Here is a 21,561-nt window from a genome sequence, read left to right as displayed (position 1 = left end):
GATTACAGATTCCGCAGCGCGGCGACTACTGCATCGCCCATTTCCTGCGTACCGACTTTGACTTTGCCTTCCGACCAGATGTCGCCGGTGCGAATGCCTTGATCCAGCACCAGGCTGACCGCCTTCTCGATAGCGTCAGCCGCATCGGTCAGGTTGAAGCTGTAACGCAGCATCATCGACACCGACAGAATGGTCGCCAGCGGGTTGGCAATGCCTCTGCCGGCGATGTCCGGCGCCGAACCATGACAAGGCTCGTACATGCCCTTGTTGGCGGTGTCCAGCGAAGCCGACGGCAGCATGCCGATGGAACCGGTGAGCATCGACGCCTGATCGGACAGAATGTCGCCAAACAGGTTGTCGGTCACGATCACATCGAACTGCTTGGGCGCACGTACCAGCTGCATGGCGGCGTTATCGACGTACATGTGGCTGAGTTCGATTTCAGGGTAATCCCTGGCCACTTGTTCGACGATTTCGCGCCACAGCTGGCTGGACGCCAGCACGTTGGCCTTATCCACCGAGCAAAGCTTTTTGCCCCGCACCATGGCCATGTCGAAACCGACCTTGGCAATGCGGCGGATCTCGCTTTCGCTGTACGGCAGCGTGTCGTAGGCCTGACGCTCGCCATTATCCAGCACGCGAGTGCCGCGTGGCGCGCCGAAGTAGATGCCACCGGTCAGTTCGCGGACGATCAGGATGTCCAGACCGGCAACGATTTCCGGCTTGAGGCTCGACGCATCCGCCAGTTGCGGGTAAAGGATCGCCGGACGCAGGTTGCCGAACAAGCCCAGTTGCGAACGAATTTTCAGCAGACCGCGCTCAGGACGAATGTCGCGCTCGATGGTGTCCCATTTCGGGCCGCCGACTGCGCCCAGCAGCACGGCATCGGCCGCGCGGGCGCGATCCAGGGTCTCGTCTGCCAGCGGCACGCCGTGTTTGTCGATGGCTGCGCCGCCGATCACGTCGTGGGTCAATTCAAAGCCCAACTGATACTTTTCGTTGGCCAGTTCCAGCACCTTGACCGCTTCGGTCATGATTTCCGGACCAATACCATCACCTGGGAGAATCAGAATCTGCTTGCTCATAACATCCTCGATTTTGTGCATCGGCGTCGTGAACAACGCCTGTTTATAACGCTCGCAGCGGCGAAAAATTTATCACCTGTCTTAAACACTTTTGCCAGCAAGGCGCAGGGCCCCTTGCTGGCAAACAGACAGGTTGCAATGACTGAATCAGTCGCGGAACAGCCACGGCTGACTGGCGCGGTGCCGGCTTTCGAAACTGGCAATGGCATCAGCGTCCATCAGCGTCAGGCCGATGTCGTCCAGGCCGTTGAGCAGACAGTGTTTGCGGAACGCATCGATTTCAAAGCTAAGCACCTTGCCGTCGGGGCGGGTCACGGTCTGTGCTTGCAGGTCAATGCTCAACTGGTAGCCGGGGCTGGCCTCGACCTGCTTGAACAGCTCGTCCACCTCGGTTTCAGACAGAATGATCGGCAGCAGGCCGTTCTTGAAGCTGTTGTTGAAGAAGATGTCGGCATAACTCGGCGCAATAATCGCGCAGAAACCATACTCTTCCAGTGCCCACGGCGCGTGCTCGCGGCTGGAGCCACAACCGAAGTTTTCCCGGGCCAGCAGTACGCTTGCCCCCTGATAACGCTCGTGGTTGAGCACGAAGTCATGGTTCAGCGGACGCTTGGAGTTATCCTGATACGGCTGCCCCACATCCAGATAACGCCACTCATCGAACAGGTTCGGGCCAAAACCCGTGCGCTTGATCGACTTGAGAAACTGCTTGGGGATGATCTGGTCGGTGTCGACATTGGCACGATCCAGAGGAGCGACCAGGCCATTGTGCTGGGTAAAGGCTTTCATGCTGGATTCCTCAAAGCTGGATCAAGTCGCGAACGTCAATGAAACGGCCATTGACCGCCGCCGCGGCAGCCATCGCAGGGCTTACCAGATGCGTGCGGCCGCCAGCGCCCTGACGGCCTTCGAAGTTGCGGTTGGACGTGGATGCGCAATGCTCGCCGGAACCCAGGCGGTCCGGGTTCATCGCCAGACACATCGAGCAGCCCGGCTCACGCCATTCAAAACCGGCTTCGATGAACACTTTGTCCAGCCCCTCCTTCTCGGCCTGTTCCTTGATCAGGCCCGAACCCGGCACCACGATGGCCTGCTTGATGGTCGCAGCCACCTTGCGGCCCTTGGCGACGTCGGCAGCCGCGCGCAGGTCTTCGATCCGCGAGTTGGTGCAGGAACCGATGAACACCCGGTCCAGTTGGATATCGGTGATCGGCTGATTGGCTTTCAGGCCCATATATTTCAAGGCGCGCTCGATGGAGCCACGCTTGACCAGATCCGGCTCTTGCGCAGGGTCCGGCACGTTCTGATCGACGGCAAGCACCATTTCCGGCGAAGTGCCCCAGCTGACCTGTGGCTTGATCTGCGCAGCGTCCAGCCTGACCACGGTATCGAATACAGCATCAGCGTCGGAAACCAGATCCTTCCAGGCCTCGACTGCCAGGTCCCATTCCGCGCCTTTAGGGGCAAACGGACGACCCTTGACGTACTCGACGGTCTTTTCGTCGGTGGCCACCATGCCGACCCGGGCACCGGCTTCGATGGACATGTTGCAGATGGTCATGCGGCCTTCGATCGACAGGTCGCGAATCGCGCTGCCAGCGAATTCGATGGCGTAACCGTTACCACCTGCCGTACCGATCTTGCCGATAACGGCCAGCACGATGTCCTTTGCTGTCACGCCGAACGGCAGTTGCCCCTCGACCGAGACCAGCATGTTTTTCATTTTCTTGGCCACCAGGCACTGAGTCGCGAGCACGTGCTCGACCTCGGAAGTGCCGATACCATGCGCCAGCGCACCAAACGCGCCGTGGGTCGAGGTGTGCGAGTCGCCGCAGACCACGCTCATGCCTGGCAGGGTTGCACCCTGCTCCGGGCCGATCACGTGAACGATGCCCTGACGCGGATCGTTCATCTTGAACTCGGTAATGCCGTACTCGTCGCAGTTGTCATCGAGGGTCTGCACCTGCAGCCGCGACACCTGATCTTCAATGGCGTCGATACCCCCCTTGCGTTCCGATGTGGTCGGCACGTTATGGTCAGGCGTGGCGATGATCGAGTCGATGCGCCATGGCTTGCGCTTTGCCAGCCGCAGGCCTTCGAACGCTTGCGGCGAGGTCACTTCGTGGATGATATGGCGGTCAATGTAGATCAGCGCCGAACCGTCGTCGCGCTGCTTGACCAAATGCGAATCCCAGAGCTTGTCGTAGAGCGTTTTCCCGGCCATCGGACGTACTTCCTCATCAGCTTGTTTCTATGCCTTGGGCAATCGTGACGATGACCCCTTGGCTTGTGCGGTCATCCTATGGAATATGCTTAAATAACTCAAATTCATAATTTTCATACTTTGGATAACCAAATGGAATCCGACCATGGATCTCGCCAACCTTAATGCTTTTATTGCTATCGCCGAGACCGGCAGCTTTTCCGGGGCAGGCGAACGCCTCTACCTGACTCAACCGGCCATCAGCAAGCGCATTGCCGGTCTGGAGCAACAATTGAATGTGCGCCTGTTCGACCGCCTGGGCCGGGAAGTCAGCCTCACCGAGGCCGGGCGCGCCCTGCTGCCGCGTGCCTATCAGATTCTGAACGTGCTGGATGACACTCGCCGCGCGCTGACCAACCTGACCGGCGAAGTCACCGGACGGCTGACTCTGGCGACCAGTCATCACATCGGTCTGCATCGCCTGCCCCCGGTATTACGGGCATTTACCCGTACCTATCCAAAGGTCGCACTGGACATTCAGTTCCTGGACTCGGAAATTGCCTATGAGGAAATTCTTCACGGGCGCGCCGAACTGGCAGTCATTACACTCGCACCCGAACCGCATACGCTGATCCGCGCCGTGCCCGTGTGGGACGACCCGCTGGACTTCGTCGCGGCACCGGAGCATCCGCTGGCCAACAGCGGCCACATGAAACTGGAGGATGTCGTGCGCTATCCGGCAGTATTTCCGGGCGGTAACACGTTTACCCATCACATTGTCAGCGGCTTGTGCGAAGCCCAGGGCCTCAAGCCCAACATCGCGATGAGCACCAACTATATGGAGACCATCAAGATGATGGTGTCCATCGGCCTTGCCTGGAGCGTTCTGCCACGCACCATGCTCGACGAACAAGTGGCGCGCATTCCATTACCGGGCGTGCAGCTCAATCGCCAGCTAGGCTACATCCTGCATACCGAACGCACGCTATCGAATGCAGCAAGAGCATTCATGAAACTGCTCGATGCGCAGACATAGTAGGTAGACCATACTGCAAACCGCAGACTGATCGCTCTATCGGTTCTTTCGATTAAAGGCTCGTGATCACATGTCCAACCCACCGGATAACTCCGTGCTGAAAGCCCCTGCACAGGCAGCCGCCCCCAGTCTGCCGCTGACAGGCGCGGAGCGAGTCCTCCAGCAAACCCGGGACCGTCTGGAACTGGCGCTGGAACTGGCGCAGATGGGCACCTGGGATCTGGACATCACCGGCAACCGACTGCAAGCCTCGGCGCGTGCGTCTGCGCTGCATGGCATGGCGGCACTGCCCTTCGACGAAGATGGCCGACAGTTCTTCGGCAGCCTGCCCGCTGAAGAGCGTCGGCGCATGCGCGCAGTTTATGCTGCAGCACTGGAAAACCAGCAGGATTGCCTGCAGGTGACCTACCGGTTTCAGTTGCAAAACGGCACATCGCGTTTGCTTGAAAGCCGTGCACGAATCTATCGCAATGAACATGGCCAGGCCGTGAAGCTGTCCGGAACCGTGCTGGACATCACTCAACAGTGCGTCCAGTCAGCGCTGGAGGCCAGCGAGGAGAAGTTTGCCAAGGCATTTCATTCGAGCCCGGACTCGATCACCATCACTGAAATCGAGTCAGGCCGCTATGTAGAGGTCAATGACGGCTTCTGTCGCCTGACCGGCTTCAGCGCTCAGGAAGTCGTGGGTCGCACAGCCCACGAAATCGGTATCTGGTCCGATACCGTGCAGCGTGAATACATGATTGACGAACTACGCCAGAAAGGCCGCGTGCATCATCGCGAAATGAATGGCCAGGACAAGCACGGCGCGCCATTGGTGCTGGATATCTCGGTCGAGTTCATCACCCTGAACAATACCGCCTGTCTGCTGATGAACGCCCGAGACATCGGCCAGCTGAAAACCGCCCAGGCACAGGTTCAGCATATGGCTTATCACGACCCGCTCACCGGGCTGCCTAACCGTGCGCTGCTGATGGACCGCCTCAGCCAGCAAGTCTCGCTGCTCCAGCACCAGAATTTGCGCGGTGCCCTGCTGTTTCTCGACCTGGACCATTTCAAGCACATCAATGACTCACTCGGCCACCCGGTGGGCGACAGCGTGCTGAGCATCATCGCCGCGCGCCTGGAGGCCAGCGTACGCCAGGAGGACACCGTGGCCCGCCTGGGCGGTGACGAGTTCGTGGTGCTTATCTGCGGGCTGGACGGCACCCGCGATGAAGTCACTCAGCAGGTCCGCGTGCTGGCCGACAACCTTCGCGAGCTGCTGGCCGAGCCGATGTTCCTTGACGGTCATCGCCTGCAGGTCACGCCGAGCATCGGCATCGTTCTGATTCCGGACGATGGCCTTTCCCCTGCCGATTTGCTCAAACGGGCCGATATTGCGCTGTATCGCGCCAAGGATTCCGGACGCAATGCGTCACAGTTTTTCCATGTATCCATGCAGCAGGCCGTCAGCCAGCGCCTGCGTCTTGAAAACGACTTGCGACTGGCACTGACCCGCAACGAATTCCAGCTGCACTTCCAGGCCCAGATCGATTGCCGGGACCAGTACATTACCGGCGCAGAGGCGCTGCTGCGCTGGGACCACCCCGAATACGGGTTGCTGTCGCCTGATCAGTTTGTCCAGATACTTGAAGAAAGCGGGATGATTCTGGAGGTCGGCAGCCACATTCTGGACGAAGCCTGCAAAACCGGAGGCCTGCTTTTAAAGCAGGGGCTGATCTCGAAAAACAAATTCCTGATGGGCGTCAATATCAGCCCGCGTCAGTTCCGCCAGAACGACTTTATCGAGCGTGTGCAGCACAGCCTCAAGTTGCACCAGTTGCCAGCCTCCATGCTCAAGCTGGAAATCACCGAAGGCATCGTCATCCAGAATCTTGATGACACGATCCTCAAAATGCGCAGCCTGAAGGCATTGGGCGTGAGCTTTGCGATGGACGACTTCGGCACCGGCTATTCCTCACTGACTTACCTCAAGCGCTTGCCGGTGGATACGCTGAAGATTGACCAGTCCTTCGTTCAGGACGCCACCAGCGACCCCAACGATGCAGAGATCATTCGCGCCATCGTAGCCATGGCTCAGAGCCTCCACCTTAACGTCATCGCTGAAGGCGTCGAAACGCCGGAGCAGCTGGCGTTCCTAGAAAGAGTGGGCTGTTACAACTATCAAGGCTACCTGTTCAGCGAACCGCTGCCGGGTCCGCAGTTCGAGAACCTGCTGCTAAAACGGCAGTTGCAGGAAACTGCGTCTCTGGAGTGAATACAGAAAAGGCGCCCGAAGGCGCCTCTTCTGTAGACTGATTCATCAGTTGCCCAGTACTTTCTGGGTATTAAGCGGAATGCGCTTTGGTTTTGCCTCTTCCGGCACGTTGCGCACCAGGTCGATGCTCAACAGACCGTGAGACAGGTCGGCACCCTTGACCTCGATATTGTCGGCCAGCCTGAACGACAGCTTGAATTCACGCCGGGCAATACCCTGATGCAGATACGTCACGTTATCGGCTTCCTGCTCACGCTTGTTGCCGATGACGGTCAATACGCCCTTCTCGACCTGCAGTTCAAGGTCCTGCTCTTGCATGCCTGCTGCAGCGATCACGATCCGGTAATGATCATCGGTATGCCGCTCCACGTTGTAGGGAGGGTAACCGCTGGCTGTCTCATTTCGTGCCGCCGACTCGAAAAGGTCGTTGAAGCGGTCGAAACCCACGGAATGACGAAAGAGTGGGGCCAGTGAAAATGCAGTCGCCATGATAAGTTCTCCTGTTTGTCAGCGAGTGGTTTACGCGACCCGTATTCGGCATCGCTTGATCACCAAAATAGGGATACCCATTCACTTTTCAAGAGACTTTTTTCAGGTTTTTTTCGACCGTTCGTCGGGGCTAGCTTTTGAGCAAGCAGCCGGCCTGGCAGCCCAACATCATGCTGATACGATCACAGTCGGTTTCACGGCGTAGCGCATTGAACATCAGGGTCGCCTCAGGGTAGCTCTTGGTCAGCAGCACCAACCATTGCTTGAGACGACCCGGCGCCTGAATAAGCGTCATCTTGATCAGACAGGCCTGCCAGAAAGCGCGCAGCATCGGCTGCAACTCGTCCCAGGTCATCGGCACGACCTCTTCACCCTTCTGTGCCACAGCAATCTGCCGGGCCAGATCAGGACGCGCCACCAAGCCGCGACCAATCATGATGTCGCGTGCGCCGCAGATTTCCCGGCAACGACGCCAATCGTCGACGGTCCAGATTTCACCGTTGGCCACCACAGGGACCTTGACCACCTCCTGAATACGCGCAATCCACTCCCAGTGCGCGGGCGGCTTGTAGCCGTCGACCTTGGTGCGTGCGTGAACGACTATCTGCTCAGCCCCGCCGTCAGCCAGTGCCCGGGCACAGTCCAGCGCGCCATCGGTGTTTTCGTAACCCAGGCGCATCTTGGCGGTCACTGGAATATGCCTGGGTACCGCACGGCGTACCTGGCTGACGATGGAATGCAGCAGTTCCGGCTCTTTGAGCAGAATTGCACCGCCACGCGAGCGGTTGACGGTCTTGGCCGGGCAGCCGAAGTTGAGGTCCAGTACCGGTGCGCCCAACTCACAGGCGAACGCGGCGTTCTCTGCCAGACATACTGGGTCGGAGCCCAACAGCTGGAGCCGCAACGGCGTGCCTGCGTCCGTCTTCGCGCCTTTGTGGAATTCCGAAGCGTATTTGTAAAAGTAGTGTGCAGGCATCAAACGCTCGGACACCCGAATGAATTCAGTCACGCACCAGTCGATACCACCTACTTTCGTCAGGGCATCGCGCAGGATGTCGTCGACCAACCCCTCCATGGGCGCCAGAGCAATTTGCATGGGTCACACTCGAAAAAAAGTCCGGCAGTTTACTGCCCGGCGTGCGGATTGGGAACGGTGCCGTCAGGGATGGCTGCGCCGTAGCCATCAATGAACTCGGCAGGCATGCGCTTGGGTCGTCCACTGGACAGCTCGATACAGACAAAGGTGGTTTGCGCGCGCAGCAACGTCAGGTTGTCGGCGGGCCGCTTGAGCTGAAAGCAACGGGTCATTTTCAGGCGGCGATCCCAATCGACGATCCAGGTCGCGAGTTGCAGTTCGTCGTTCTCATAGGCACTGGCCAGGTAGTCGATCTCGTGCCTGACCACCGCCATGGCCCGATCCAGACGCCGGTACTCGGTCAGGTCCAGGCCCAGATACTGCGAATGCCGCCAGGCGCAGCGCTCCAGCCAGGAGACGTACACGGCATTATTGGCATGCCCCAGCCCGTCGATGTCTTCGGCGCCGACGTTCAGATCAATGACGAAAGGCGTTGCCCGATCCCAGACCATGCGTGCTCCTGCTTATATAAATTTGGTGTGCGGAGAGTGTAGCGGGTCATTAACCTCGTTCACACGACGGTCTGCAATGCCCGTAATGTTGACTATCGTGCCGATGCTCCGCGTCGGCATGCAGTTCTGGACGCTCTGCGTCCTCTTTGTGGCGCTATGCGTCACACTTGGGGTTCTGCGAGTGCCATCGTGGCGAAAAAATCGTGTTTATGTGCAGTAACTTCGGCGAGGCATGATGCAGTACAGACGTGACGCCTTGCGTCATCTGATGCAGACCACCGAAGCATTGGCGCGAGGGTCGGTTGGATTTGTGTATGGAAACAGCAAGAATCTGAAAGGAAGGATTTTTCAAACCCTGAAAAAACAAAAGGGCCATTCAATAATCGAATGACCCTTGGTCCCGCAGAGCGGGAAATCGTGGCGTCCCCTAGGGGACTCGAACCCCTGTTACCGCCGTGAAAGGGCGGTGTCCTAGGCCACTAGACGAAGGGGACGCAAAACCTTCAGTCAGGCTCATTGGATGATGAACCCTGGCGAATTTGGTGGAGCTTAGCGGGATCGAACCGCTGACCTCCTGCATGCCATGCAGGCGCTCTCCCAGCTGAGCTAAAGCCCCGGATTTATCGCCTCGCGGCGGAGATCAACCTTGAAGTATCACTCGATGAAACTGGCGTCCCCTAGGGGACTCGAACCCCTGTTACCGCCGTGAAAGGGCGGTGTCCTAGGCCACTAGACGAAGGGGACAAAACCTTCTTACAAAACAAACGGCGCTGGATCCGCTTGCTTCACATCGTTTCAGAGCAGTGTAGCAGCGCTCTGAAACGCTAAATTTGGTGGAGCTTAGCGGGATCGAACCGCTGACCTCCTGCATGCCATGCAGGCGCTCTCCCAGCTGAGCTAAAGCCCCACATCAGTGGACGGGGCGCATATTAAGCGTGAGTGACAGGGCTGTCAAATTTATTTTTTACATTTTCCAAACTTTTTTGTCGGTAATACAACCACTTACCTTTAAACCCCCGGAAAACCGGGGGCGTCTGACAGGAACAGGGAATGCCTCAGGCGATGGAGCTCAGCAGCTTTTCCCATTCCTTGTTTTCTTTCTTCGAAACGCCACCCAGCAAATCCAGGGCCTGACGCAGGCGGAAGCGGGTCAGGTCCGGACCGAGGATCTCCATCGCATCGGTCACCGAGACCGAATTGGCCTGGCCGGTAATCGCCGCAAACATCAAGGGCATGGCGTCACGCAGCTTAAGCTCGAGGTGCTCGACGACGGCCTGGATGCAGCCCATGATCCGGTCCTTCTCCCACTGACGCAGTGACTCCAGCTTCCACAGAATCAACTGCATCACCTGACGAACCTGCTCCGGGGACAGCTTCTTGTGCTCGAACAGCTTCAAATCGGGTGTAACGCCACCGGCGAAGAAGAAGCCGGCCAGCGGAGCCACCTGACTGAAGGTCTCTACCCTGCCCTGCACGTGCGGAGCGATCTTCATCATGTAGTCGGGGTTCAGTGCCCACGTTTTCAACCGGCTGGCAAACTCCTCGACCGGCAGATCACGCAGCCACTGACCATTGAGCCAGGACAGTTTTTCGATATCGAAGATCGGCCCGCCGAGCGAGACACGCGACAGGTCGAAGTTGTCGACCATTTCCTGCAACGAAAACTTCTCGCGCTCGTCCGGCATCGACCAGCCCATGCGGCCGAGGTAGTTGAGCATGGCTTCAGGCATGAAGCCCATGCGCTCGTAGAAGGTCACCGAGGTCGGGTTCTTGCGCTTGGACAGCTTGCTCTTGTCAGGGTTACGCAGCAGCGGCATATAGCACAGCTGTGGCTTGTCCCAGCCGAAGTACTCGTACAGCAGAATCAGTTTGGGTGCCGATGGCAGCCATTCTTCGCCGCGCAGTACGTGGGTGATGCCCATCAGGTGGTCATCGACCACGTTGGCGAGAAAGTAGGTCGGCAGACCGTCGGTCTTCATCAGGACCTGCATGTCCATGCGGTCCCACGGGATTTCGACTTCGCCGCGCAGCATGTCCGGCACTACGCAGACGCCTTCGGTCGGCACTTTCATGCGAATAACGTGCGGCTCGCCAGCGTCCAGACGGCGCTGCACTTCTTCCTTGGAGAGCAGCAAGGCGCGACCGTCATAGCGCGGGGTTTCACCCTTGGCCTGTTGCTCGGCGCGCATCTCGTCCAGCTCTTCGGCGGTGCAGAAGCACGGGAAGGCGTGACCCAGCTCGACCAGTTGCTGCGTGTATTTCTGGTAGATATCGCCCCGCTCGCTTTGACGATACGGGCCGTGTGGACCACCGACATCCGGCCCTTCGCTCCACTCGATACCCAGCCAGCGCAGTGCGTCGAAAATCTGCTGTTCGGACTCGCGGGTCGAGCGCAGTTGATCGGTGTCTTCAATGCGCAGAATGAACTCGCCGCCATGCTGTTTGGCAAAGCAGTAGTTGAACAGCGCAATGTAGGCCGTGCCGACGTGAGGGTCGCCCGTGGGCGATGGCGCGATGCGGGTACGAACGGTGGTCATGGAAAATTCCGAAATAGGTCAATCAAGCACCGAATGTTAACAGGCTGGGGGCATGCGGCTCCAGCACGGGCAATGTGATTGCATTCGTGCTCCGCGCTCAGCGCTGCTCACAGGGCCCAATGGATGCTGAAAAAAGACTTGAAGCCACGATAGTTCTCGTTCCGCACGCTCCGCGTGGGAATGCAGTTCGTGACGCTCCGCGTCACAAGGCGGTTCTGCGATGTCAGTTGGGTCGGGGTTCGGCTCAGGTCACCTTTGCGCCCTTACGGCGCCCTGCTTTGAGGGACCAAAGTAGGCAAAGTCCCTGCTCCTGTTTCCGGCCCGACTTCGTCGGGTTCCTTCGCCCTGACACTGATCCGGGGGTCGCCGTGATCGAAAAGCGCGTATGGCGGCATCATGCAGGCGCAGCATGACATTGTGCGGCACTAAAGACTCGTGGCGCAGAGCGTCACGAACTGCATGCAGACGTGGCCCATCGGCATAAGAGGTGACGTGCCCAATGCTTCAAACCGCCAGCAACCGCTCCCGCAACTTGCCGATCTCGTCGCGCATCTGCGCAGCAGCTTCGAATTCCAGGTCGCGGGCCAGTTGGTACATTTTTTCTTCCAGTTGACGAATGCGCTTGTTGATCTCGCTCGGTGAGCGCAGTTCGTTTTCGTAGCGAGCGTTTTCTTCGGCGGCCTTGGCCATGCCTTTGCGCTTCTTGCTGCGCGAGCCGGGCACAGTGGCACCTTCCATGATGTCGGCAACGTCCTTGAACACGCCTTTTGGGGTAATGCCGTGCTCAAGGTTGAAGGCGAGCTGTTTATCGCGGCGCCGTTCGGTTTCGCCAATGGCGCGCTCCATGGAACCGGTGATGCGGTCGGCGTACAGGATCGCCCGGCCATTGAGGTTACGCGCAGCCCGACCGATGGTCTGAATCAGCGAACGGTCAGAACGCAGGAAACCTTCCTTGTCGGCGTCGAGAATCGCCACCAGCGACACTTCCGGCATGTCCAAACCCTCACGCAGCAGGTTGATCCCCACCAGCACATCGAAGGTGCCCAGACGCAGGTCGCGGATGATCTCGACACGTTCAACCGTATCGATGTCCGAGTGCAGGTAACGCACTCGCACCCCGTGGTCGCTGAGGTAATCGGTCAGGTCCTCGGACATGCGCTTGGTCAGCGTGGTCACCAGCACCCGCTCTTCCAGCGCCGCACGTTTGTGGATTTCCGACAACAGGTCGTCGACCTGGGTCAGCGCAGGGCGGATTTCGATCTGCGGGTCCACCAGGCCGGTCGGACGCACCACCTGCTCAACGACGCGCCCGGCGTGTTCCGCTTCATAGTTGCCCGGCGTCGCCGAGACAAAAATGGTTTGCGGGCTGATCGCCTCCCACTCGTCAAAGCGCATGGGCCGGTTATCCAGCGCCGATGGCAAGCGAAACCCGTACTCGACCAGAGTTTCCTTGCGTGAGCGGTCACCCTTATACATCGCGCCGACCTGCGGAACGCTGACGTGGGACTCGTCGATCACCAGCAAGGCATCGGCAGGCAGGTAGTCGAACAGGGTCGGAGGCGGCGCACCGGACGGACGGCCCGACAGATAGCGCGAGTAGTTTTCGATACCGTTGCAGTAACCCAGCTCCAGCATCATCTCCAAGTCGAAGCGGGTCCGTTGCTCCAGACGCTGGGCTTCCACCAGTTTGTTCTGAGTGCGCAGGTATTCAAGGCGCTCCTGTAGCTCGACCTTGATCCCTTCCATTGCCTCAACCAGCGTCTCGCGCGGGGTAACGTAATGGCTCTTGGGGTAGAACGTGAAGCGCGGCAGCTTGCGGATCACCTCGCCCGTCAGCGGATCGAACGCCGACAGGCTTTCGACCTCATCATCGAACAGCTCGACGCGGATCGCTTCCAGATCGGATTCGGCCGGGTAGATGTCGATGACGTCGCCACGCACCCTGAACGTCGCGCGGGCGAAGTCCATGTCGTTGCGGGTGTATTGCAGGTCGGCCAGTCGTCGCAACAGGGCGCGCTGGTCCAGTTTGTCGCCACGGTCGATGTGCAGGACCATACGCAGATAGGTTTCAGGGCTGCCCAGACCGTAGATGCACGACACCGTCGTGACGATGATCGCGTCTTTGCGCTCCAGCAGCGCCTTGGTTGCAGACAGGCGCATCTGCTCGATGTGGTCGTTGATCGACGCATCCTTCTCGATGAAGGTGTCCGACGACGGCACATAGGCCTCGGGCTGGTAGTAGTCGTAATAGGAAACGAAGTATTCCACGGCGTTGTTCGGGAAGAACGCCTTGAACTCGCCATACAACTGCGCGGCCAGGGTCTTGTTCGGCGCCAGGACCAGCGTCGGGCGCTTCACCTGAGAGATCACGTTGGCGATGCTGAACGTCTTGCCCGAGCCGGTCACCCCCAGCAAGGTCTGGTGTGCGAGCCCTGCGTCGATCCCTTCGACCAGTTGGCGAATGGCCTCGGGCTGATCGCCGGCTGGCTCAAAACGGGTAACGAGCTGGAACTCGGACATAACCTACCTCTTGATTCGTACGCGACAGGATCGCGTAAAGGGCTCGCCTCACCTGAATGGACTGACAGGCCATGACGAAATCATCGCCAACGCCCGGTCCCGCCGGGAAAAGGCGTGCGATGTCTTGAAATGATGCTTACTAGATGGAGCCATATGCTGGCCTTTCAAGTCACGCACTTAAAGCATTGAGGTTCGAACGGGACGAACGTTCTGAAAATATGCATATAAACCTCGAAAAAAGCCGTCCGGCCTGTCGCCCGACAAGGGGATGCTCTCTATACTAAGCGCTGTTTTTGCACCGCTTTGGCGCATTCAGCCGCAGCGTGCATCCCTACCCACTCTTCATCAAGAGCCGCCGCACAATGAGCCTGTTCTCCGCTGTCGAAATGGCACCCCGCGATCCGATCCTGGGTATCAACGAAGCCTTCAACGCCGACACCCGCACCACCAAGGTCAACCTTGGCGTAGGCGTCTACTGTGATGAAGACGGGCGCATTCCTCTACTGCGTGCCGTGGCTGAAGCTGAAAAGATCCGTGTTGCCCAGCACGCGCCGCGCGGTTACCTGCCGATCGACGGCATTGCAGCTTATGACCAGGCCGTGCAAAAACTGCTGTTGGGGGCCGATTCACCGCTGATCGCCTCAGGCCGTGTACTGACCACTCAATCGGTCGGCGGCACAGGCGCCTTGAAGATCGGTGCCGACTTCCTCAAGCAACTGCTGCCCAACGCAATGGTAGCGATCAGCGACCCAAGCTGGGAAAACCACCGCGCGCTGTTCGAAACCGCAGGTTTCCCGGTGCAGAACTACCGCTACTACGACGCTGCCACCCACGACGTGAACCGTGCAGGCATGCTTGAAGACCTGCAGAACCTGCCGAACAACTCGGTCGTCGTGCTGCACGCCTGCTGCCACAACCCGACCGGCGTCGATCTGAGCCTGGACGACTGGAAAAAAGTGCTGGAAGTGGTCAAGGCCAAGGGCCACGTACCGTTTCTGGACATGGCGTATCAAGGCTTCGGTCAAGGCATTCAGGAAGATGCACTGGCTGTGCGCCTGTTCGCCGATTCGGGCCTGACCTTCTTCGCCTCCAGCTCGTTTTCCAAGTCGCTGTCGCTGTATGGCGAACGTGTCGGCGCGCTGTCGATCATTACCGAATCGAAAGAAGAAACCGCCCGCGTTCTGTCGCAGGTCAAGCGCGTGATCCGCACCAACTACTCCAACCCGCCGACCCACGGCGCAATCATTTCCGCTGCGGTCCTTAACGACCCGGCACTGCGCGCCCTGTGGGAAGAAGAACTCGGCGAGATGCGCGTGCGTATCCAAGGCATGCGCAAAGCCATGGTCGAGCGCCTGGCGGATAACCCGGCTGGTCAGGACTTCAGCTTTGTCGGCCGTCAGTGCGGCATGTTCTCCTACTCCGGCCTGACCGCCGCACAGGCACAACGCCTGCGCAGCGAATTCGGCATCTACGCGCTGGATACCGGGCGTATCTGCGTGGCGGCGCTGAACCAGAAGAATATTGATGCGGTCTGCGACGCGATCAAAAAAGTGCTCTAACCGGGCTGCCTATATTTTCTGTGGCGAACCTGTTCGCGAAGGCTATGTTCCGTTCAATGCATCTCATGCAACTGTACGGCTCCCTTCGCGAACATCGCGCCTCCCATAGCCTCACACACAACACTCCATCCTTCAGCACCGTTCGGCAACTGAATCGAACGATCCATATGGCTACCTTTCGAAACCCTGTCAGACCATTTTCTGAAACAGATATCGAGGTACTCATGTCCATCGAACCGCAACGTCAGAAAGAGCAGCCACCGGGCCAGCATACGCCCGCTGACCAGGGTGCAGACCGCAACGACCCGGCCATCGAGCCGCAGGTTGCGGACGTAAAGCCGGAGACGGAAAAAGGCGGTGGCCAGAATCAGGGCCAAAGCCCTGCTCCCAGCCAGTCTCAGTCTCAAGGCCAAAGCCAAAGCCAGTCATCCAGCGACAGCGCTTACGTGCCTGACCATGAGCCAGAGGAAAAAACCGAGGATCTGCGCAACCATCAGCCTACCCAGGGTGTTGACGCCGATATCGATACGCCCGGCGGCTAATCCCGACGGGCGAGCGCATTTGGGCCGCACGGCCCAAACGCTTCTCCTGCCACGCTCAGCGGTTGCCCTCCTCGCTGATCACCTGCACCTGATACGCCGGATCAGCCTTGATTTGCTGTTCGGTGAACGGCAAAGCACCCCACTGTTTTTTCGAAAACGCCTCGGTCTGATCCCTTGAATGAGCCGACTGCGGGTTGCTCGATTCAGAGAACGCCAGCAGACCTTGCGCTTTGGGTCCCTGCTCATCAAACGTCACCATCTGCAGATAGCTGGTGCCGCTCACCACCTCACGCCTGCCGTCCTTGCCAGCGATGGTCTGCATGGCGTTGTAGATGCCGAGCCCGGCCGGGCCACCATGAATCGGAATGGGTTTGCCGCTGAGGCTGGAGACCTGAATGTCGCCCCATTTACTCTCGGGCGAAAGACCGGCCTTGGCCACCTCATCAACCGCCGCAAGCATGGCGGCGCGCAGTGCGCTGGCAACCTGAGGGTTTTCGATGGCCAGCCCGCTTGGCGTATGGACCGGGTTCTGCGGGTCGAACACCACACGCCAGCGCGAGGCAACGCCTTGCATGGACGTCACGATCCGCTGGAAGTACACGAAACCGATGCCACTGTTTAGATCAGCGCGTCCGTCCCAGGCTTTCAAGGCGACGCACAACGGTGCCAGACGCGCTGCATCATCACCCAGTTCCGAAGCGCAGAACTTCAACAGATCCGGCAGCACCTGCCCGGCCTGATACACCTGGTTGTCCATGACCATCGCTTGCAGGTTCTCGGCGCTGACCTTGCCAGCCCGTTGCAGGCTGCCCAGTCGATCCAGCGCAAAGCGCGCACGCTGGCCGAGTGGCTGACCGTCCTGACTGATCAGCGGCGAAAAGCCCGACAGCGGCGCAGCCGGATTGACCATCCACGCCGAGTCATTGGAATGCTGCACAAAGTCGCTACGCAACAATTGCGGCTGGCGTGAGGACGGATAAATACCGGCCTGAGCCGCCTCCGCGGATATGTCCCAGTTACATTCACTGCGCGAGCCGTCGAGCACGATCAGCTCTGTGCCGATACGCGGGTCACTGCACTTGGCGAGCTTGGCGGCGTCAACGTTCGGTACTACCGAGAGGTTCATGTACAGCGCCTGCCCCTTGGCACCTACCGCCAGGGTATTGACCCAAGGGATGCCCTGAATCTTGTGCACCGAATCCTGAAACGCCTCGAGGCTGTCAGCCTTGTCCATCGAATACCACTGTTGCAGCACCCGGTCATTTTCCAGGTTGGCGTCACGCAGGCTGAAAGCGAACTTGTCATCCCAGTCCAGCTTGCCCGGCCACTGCACGACCGGGCCGAACGTCGACGAATAAATAATACGCGGCACAGCCTTGAAGCTACCGTCCGGCTGCTTCACCTCGACGCTGACTTGTTGCTGGCCCATGGCAATGGACTTGCCATCCAGCAGATAGCGGGTCGAGTCTTTCGGGTCGAGCTGCAAGCGATGTAAGGTGAAGTGTTTCGATGTGTCGACCGTATGGGTCCAGGCCAGATGCCGGTTGAAACCGATATTGATCAGCGGCAGGCCCGGCAATGCGGCGCCCATCACGTCAAGCTTGCCAGGAATGGTCAGGTGCATTTGATAGAAACGCATGCCGCCGCCCCAGGGAAAGTGCGGGTTGGCCAACAGCATGCCGCGCCCATTGGCGGACAGCTCGTCCCCTATTGCCACTGCATTGCTGCCGCGCTCCAGGGCAAAGCGCTGGTTGCGCGCAGCGGCCAATTGCAGCGCCTGAACCTGCTGGCTATCAACCTGCAATGGCTTTTGCGCAGAAGGCGGTTTGGCACCGGCAAAGGCCTCGGTGAACTGCCCTACGCCGCCCTCGACCAGCAAGCGGCGAGTCAGGCGCAGCAAATCATCGGTACTGATCGGCCGAACCCAATCGGCTGCGCAAGGCTGCGGCAAGCCCTTGGCCTTCTGCTCACCCAGCGAGCGGTTGTAGCCGGCGACATAGCCCTGCATCAACTGGCGAATCTCGGGCGGCTGGGCCTTCCAGAAATCCGCCAGAGCCTCAGGCGTATTGAGCCACTTGAACAGCAGGTCGCTGGCCATGTTGCTGCGCTGCTCAAGGGTCGCCTTGTCCGGCCCGAAATAGCGTGAGCGCTCGCCGTTGACGGTGACGACTTCGTTGGCCAGCAGGCACAGGTTGTCCTGCGCATACGCGTAACCGATGCCGTAACCCAGACCGCGCTCATTGGCGGCGACGATATGCGGCACGCCAAAACCGGTACGCCGGATTTCGGCACGGGCAGCCTGATGATCAGCGGCAACCAGGGCCTGAGCAGGCAATATCACCGCGAAAGAAAGACCTGCAAACACAAAACCGCACAGGGGTCTGGAAATAATCACGCTGACTCCAACTCGACAGGACGACCCGAATTAGCCGCTCCCCTTAAACGAAGCGCAGGCGCAAAATTTACTCGCGCAATGCAACCCGCAGCCGACGCTAAATTCCCGTCCTCATCCCTCGTTTAAAGGGCAGCTCTATGTAAAGGCCCGCTCTGCAGCCGGCGTCCGTCGACCGGTTGACTTTTCCCACCCAGGAACCTGCATGAAACGCTCTCGCCCTCATCGACGCGCCCTTTTCGTGGCGCTGTGCCTGTTCCCGGTCATCGCCGTGTGTGCCTGGCAGATCATGCCCGACAGCACAGGTCATGCAGCGACCGTGACGGTGACCCGCAGCAACATCGAAAACAGCGTGACCGCACTGGGCACCTTGCAGCCGCGCAGCTATGTGGACGTTGGCTCACAGGCCACCGGGCAGATCATGAAGATCCACGCGCAGGTCGGCGATCAGGTCAAGGAAGGCGACTTGCTGGTCGAAATCGATCCGTCGACACAAAAAGCCAGGCTGGACGCCGCGCGTTACGCCATCGAAAACCTCAAGGCCCAGCTTCAGGAACAGCGGGCGCTGCACGAGCTGGCCGAACAGAAGCAACAACGTCAGAAACGCCTCGCAGCGGGCGGTGCCACGCGTGCCGAAGACGTGCAGGCTGCTGAATCGGAATTTCGCGCCACCCAGGCACGGGTCGACATGTTCAAGGCGCAGATTCTCGAAGCCCAGGCCGCGCTGCGTAGTGACGAAGCGGCGCTGGGCTACACGCGTATCTACGCGCCCATGAGCGGCACGGTGGTCGCACTGGATGCGCGCGAAGGTCAGACCCTGAACGCGCAACAGCAGACACCGCTGATTCTGCGCATCGCCCGCTTGTCGCCCATGACGGTCTGGGCCGAAGTCTCGGAAGCTGATATTGGCCACGTCAAACCCGGCATGACAGCCTATTTCACCACCCTCAGCGGCGGCAACAGGCGCTGGAGCAGCACTGTGCGGCAAATCCTGCCAGTGCCGCCCAGACCGCTGGATCAAGCCAATCAGGGCGGCGGCAGCCCGAGCAGTGCGCGCAAGAGCGGCGGCGGTCGGGTTGTGCTGTACACCGTGCTGCTGGACGTGGATAACAGCGACCAGGCGCTGATGGCAGAAATGACCGCACAGATATTCTTCGTCGCGGGCAGCGCGCAGAACACCCTGACGGCCCCGCTCGCAGCCTTGCAAAACGGTCCGCAGGCCGATGTGCAGATCGCGCAGGTGCTGTCCGCCAATGGCGAGGTGCAAAACCGTCAGGTACGCACCGGTATCAGCGACCGCCTGCGCGTGCAGGTACTCGACGGCCTGAATGAAGGTGATCGCCTGCTGGTGCCGGCTTCTGTCGGCAGCGGGGGCTGAATGCAAACGCCGCTGATCGACCTGCGCGCCATCCGCAAATCCTACGGCGGTGGCGACAGCCCGCTGGTCAACGTTCTGCGTGGTATCGATTTATCGATCCATGCCGGGGAATTCGTAGCGATTGTCGGCGCCTCCGGTTCCGGCAAGTCGACACTGATGAACATCCTCGGCTGCCTGGATCGCCCGACCTCGGGTGAATACCTGTTCGCCGGGGAAAACGTCGCAGAGCTAGGCAGCGACGAACTCGCCTGGCTGCGCCGCGAGGCATTCGGTTTTGTGTTTCAGGGCTACCACCTGATCCCGTCCGGCTCGGCACAGGAAAACGTCGAAATGCCGGCCATCTACGCTGGCACACCCGCCGCAGAGCGCCACGTACGGGCTACCGCACTGCTCGACCGGCTGGGCCTTGGGGCACGCACCGGCAACCGCCCGCACCAGCTTTCTGGCGGTCAGCAGCAACGGGTGTCCATCGCCCGCGCCTTGATGAATGGCGGGCATATCATCCTCGCCGACGAACCCACAGGTGCGCTGGACAGCCACAGCGGTGCCGAGGTCATGGCGCTGCTGGACGAACTGGCCAGCCAGGGCCATGTGGTGATCCTGATCACCCATGACCGGGAAGTGGCAGCCCGCGCCAAACGGGTCATCGAGATCAGCGACGGCCTGGTGGTCAGCGATACCGCCCGTGATCTGTGCGCGCCACGTTCAGCGAACCCGGCCGCGCTGCAGGCTGTCGACCTGCGCAAGCGTCTGAGCGAAGGCAGCGGCAGTCGTGGGGCGTGGAAAGGCGAACTGCTCGACGCGCTTCAGGCCGCGTGGCGGGTGATGTGGATCAACCGCTTTCGTACCGCGCTGACGTTGTTGGGTATCGTTATCGGCGTTGCATCGGTGGTGGTCATGCTGGCGGTCGGTGAAGGCAGCAAACGGCAGGTCATGGCACAGATGTCCTCGTTCGGCTCCAACATTATTTACCTCAACGGCAAGGCCCCAAACCCGCGTGCGCCCAAGGGCATCATCACCCTTGAAGAGGTCGCGGCGCTGGGCGAACTGCCCGAGGTAAAAATGATCATGCCGGTCAACGGCGGACAGGCCGGCGTGCGCTACGGCAACGTCGATCATTCCAGCTATGTCGGCGGCAACGACACGCACTTTCCGGCGATTTTCAACTGGCCGGTAGTGGAAGGCAGTTATTTCAGCGAAGCGGATGAGCAAAGTGCTGCCGCCGTGGCAGTGATTGGTTACAAAGTTCGCCAGAAACTGTTCGGCGAGCATACCGACCCCATAGGCCAGTACATCCTGATCGAAAACGTACCGTTTCAGGTGGTCGGCGTGCTTGAGGAAAAAGGTGCCACTTCCGGTGACCTGGACAGCGACAACCGCATCGCCATTCCCTACTCGGCGGCCAGCATCCGTCTGTTTGGCTCGCAGGACCCCGAGTACATCACCATCGCGACGCGCGATGCCAACAACGTCAAACACGCCGAAGACGCAATACGTAACCTGCTTCAACGCCTGCATAACGGTAAGCAGGATTACGAGCTGACCAACAACGCAGCGATGATTCAGGCCGAAGCTCGTACCCAGAACACCCTGTCGCTGATGCTGGGCTCAATTGCGGCCATCTCGTTGCTGGTCGGCGGCATCGGCGTGATGAACATCATGCTCATGACCGTACGTGAGCGCACACGTGAAATCGGCATCCGTATGGCCACCGGCGCGCGGCAGAGCGACATCCTGCGGCAGTTCCTCACCGAAGCGGTGATGCTTTCCGTGGTCGGAGGGCTGGCCGGTATCGTGCTGGCGCTGGGCATGGGCGCAGCCTTGTTGCTGAGCAAGGTGGCGGTTGCGTTCACCCTGCCGGCAGCGGCCGGAGCGTTTGCCTGCGCGCTGGTCACCGGCGTGATCTTCGGCTTCATGCCTGCCCGCAAAGCTGCCCGGCTCGACCCGGTCGCCGCCCTTACCAGTGAATGAAC

15 protein-coding genes and 4 tRNA genes are annotated in these 21,561 nt (G+C 59.7%); 6 read left to right on the top strand and 13 right to left on the bottom strand.

The window, feature by feature from the left end; translation table 11 throughout:
- Window positions 1–2: 2 nt before the first annotated feature.
- From leuB to leuC, 3 genes are all read right to left on the bottom strand, one after another.
- A complete protein-coding gene (gene leuB / locus RGM3321_RS26950) occupies window positions 3–1,085 on the bottom strand; it encodes a 3-isopropylmalate dehydrogenase (protein WP_244395577.1) in 1,083 nt (360 codons plus the stop codon).
- Between the two features lie 147 nt (window positions 1,086–1,232).
- Window positions 1,233–1,874 (bottom strand): 3-isopropylmalate dehydratase small subunit, encoded by a 642-nt coding sequence (gene leuD, locus RGM3321_RS26945; RefSeq protein ID WP_244395576.1) that lies wholly within the window; start codon window positions 1,872–1,874, stop codon window positions 1,233–1,235.
- Window positions 1,875–1,884: 10 nt separating this feature from the next.
- Window positions 1,885–3,309 (bottom strand): 3-isopropylmalate dehydratase large subunit, encoded by a 1,425-nt coding sequence (leuC, locus tag RGM3321_RS26940; RefSeq protein ID WP_002552954.1) that lies wholly within the window; start codon window positions 3,307–3,309, stop codon window positions 1,885–1,887.
- Between the two features lie 145 nt (window positions 3,310–3,454).
- Between leuC and RGM3321_RS26935 the strand changes: the two genes are divergently transcribed.
- Window positions 3,455–4,324 (top strand): LysR family transcriptional regulator, encoded by an 870-nt coding sequence (locus tag RGM3321_RS26935; protein ID WP_244395575.1) that lies wholly within the window; start codon window positions 3,455–3,457, stop codon window positions 4,322–4,324.
- A 70-nt stretch (window positions 4,325–4,394) separates the two neighbouring features.
- Window positions 4,395–6,584 carry a GGDEF domain-containing phosphodiesterase gene (locus RGM3321_RS26930; RefSeq protein WP_244395574.1) on the top strand — a complete coding sequence of 730 codons (2,190 nt, stop codon included), beginning with the start codon at window positions 4,395–4,397 and terminating at the stop codon, window positions 6,582–6,584.
- Window positions 6,585–6,629: 45 nt separating this feature from the next.
- On the opposite strand, the gene RGM3321_RS26925 is transcribed toward RGM3321_RS26930, so the two are convergent.
- From RGM3321_RS26925 to uvrB, 9 genes are all read right to left on the bottom strand, one after another.
- On the bottom strand, window positions 6,630–7,073 hold the full coding sequence (locus tag RGM3321_RS26925) for an Hsp20 family protein (RefSeq protein ID WP_244395573.1): 444 nt from the start codon (window positions 7,071–7,073) through the stop codon (window positions 6,630–6,632).
- 130 nt (window positions 7,074–7,203) lie between these two features.
- Entirely contained in the window at window positions 7,204–8,169 is a 966-nt protein-coding gene (locus tag RGM3321_RS26920; protein ID WP_244395572.1) for a tRNA-dihydrouridine synthase family protein, read from the bottom strand.
- Window positions 8,170–8,198: 29 nt separating this feature from the next.
- Window positions 8,199–8,660: a thioesterase family protein gene (locus RGM3321_RS26915; RefSeq protein WP_054076471.1), complete on the bottom strand. Its 462-nt coding sequence runs from the start codon at window positions 8,658–8,660 to the stop codon at window positions 8,199–8,201.
- 418 nt (window positions 8,661–9,078) lie between these two features.
- Window positions 9,079–9,154: transfer RNA gene (locus RGM3321_RS26910), tRNA-Glu, on the bottom strand.
- A 46-nt stretch (window positions 9,155–9,200) separates the two neighbouring features.
- Window positions 9,201–9,276, bottom strand: a tRNA-Ala gene (locus tag RGM3321_RS26905).
- 52 nt (window positions 9,277–9,328) lie between these two features.
- Window positions 9,329–9,404: transfer RNA gene (locus RGM3321_RS26900), tRNA-Glu, on the bottom strand.
- Window positions 9,405–9,491: 87 nt separating this feature from the next.
- A tRNA-Ala gene (locus RGM3321_RS26895) sits at window positions 9,492–9,567 on the bottom strand.
- Window positions 9,568–9,715: 148 nt separating this feature from the next.
- A complete protein-coding gene (gltX, locus tag RGM3321_RS26890; protein ID WP_244395571.1) occupies window positions 9,716–11,197 on the bottom strand; it encodes a glutamate--tRNA ligase in 1,482 nt (493 codons plus the stop codon).
- 504 nt (window positions 11,198–11,701) lie between these two features.
- Complete coding sequence (gene uvrB, locus RGM3321_RS26885) at window positions 11,702–13,717, bottom strand: excinuclease ABC subunit UvrB (RefSeq protein ID WP_244395570.1); 2,016 nt, start codon at window positions 13,715–13,717, stop codon at window positions 11,702–11,704.
- A 362-nt stretch (window positions 13,718–14,079) separates the two neighbouring features.
- On the opposite strand from uvrB, the gene RGM3321_RS26880 reads away from it, so the two are divergent.
- The gene (locus RGM3321_RS26880; protein ID WP_244395569.1) at window positions 14,080–15,276 is read left to right on the top strand and encodes an amino acid aminotransferase; all 1,197 of its coding nucleotides are present in this window, start codon (window positions 14,080–14,082) and stop codon (window positions 15,274–15,276) included.
- Window positions 15,277–15,500: 224 nt separating this feature from the next.
- Window positions 15,501–15,818 carry a hypothetical protein gene (locus RGM3321_RS26875; protein WP_058409427.1) on the top strand — a complete coding sequence of 106 codons (318 nt, stop codon included), beginning with the start codon at window positions 15,501–15,503 and terminating at the stop codon, window positions 15,816–15,818.
- A 55-nt stretch (window positions 15,819–15,873) separates the two neighbouring features.
- Here RGM3321_RS26875 and RGM3321_RS26870 read toward each other — a convergent pair whose 3' ends face one another.
- Window positions 15,874–18,213, bottom strand: coding sequence for an acylase (locus RGM3321_RS26870; protein ID WP_244395568.1), 2,340 nt, complete (start codon window positions 18,211–18,213; stop codon window positions 15,874–15,876).
- A gap of 202 nt (window positions 18,214–18,415) precedes the next feature.
- Between RGM3321_RS26870 and RGM3321_RS26865 the strand changes: the two genes are divergently transcribed.
- On the top strand, window positions 18,416–19,588 hold the full coding sequence (locus RGM3321_RS26865) for an efflux RND transporter periplasmic adaptor subunit (RefSeq protein ID WP_244395567.1): 1,173 nt from the start codon (window positions 18,416–18,418) through the stop codon (window positions 19,586–19,588).
- Window positions 19,589–21,559 carry a MacB family efflux pump subunit gene (locus RGM3321_RS26860; protein ID WP_244395566.1) on the top strand — a complete coding sequence of 657 codons (1,971 nt, stop codon included), beginning with the start codon at window positions 19,589–19,591 and terminating at the stop codon, window positions 21,557–21,559. It begins immediately after the preceding gene.
- Window positions 21,560–21,561 lie beyond the last annotated feature (2 nt).

The organism is Pseudomonas sp. RGM 3321 (assembly GCF_022836805.1).
Taxonomy (GTDB): domain Bacteria; phylum Pseudomonadota; class Gammaproteobacteria; order Pseudomonadales; family Pseudomonadaceae; genus Aquipseudomonas.
Note: the sequence above shows the minus strand (reverse complement) of the source record. Positions and strands in the feature narration are given on the sequence as shown.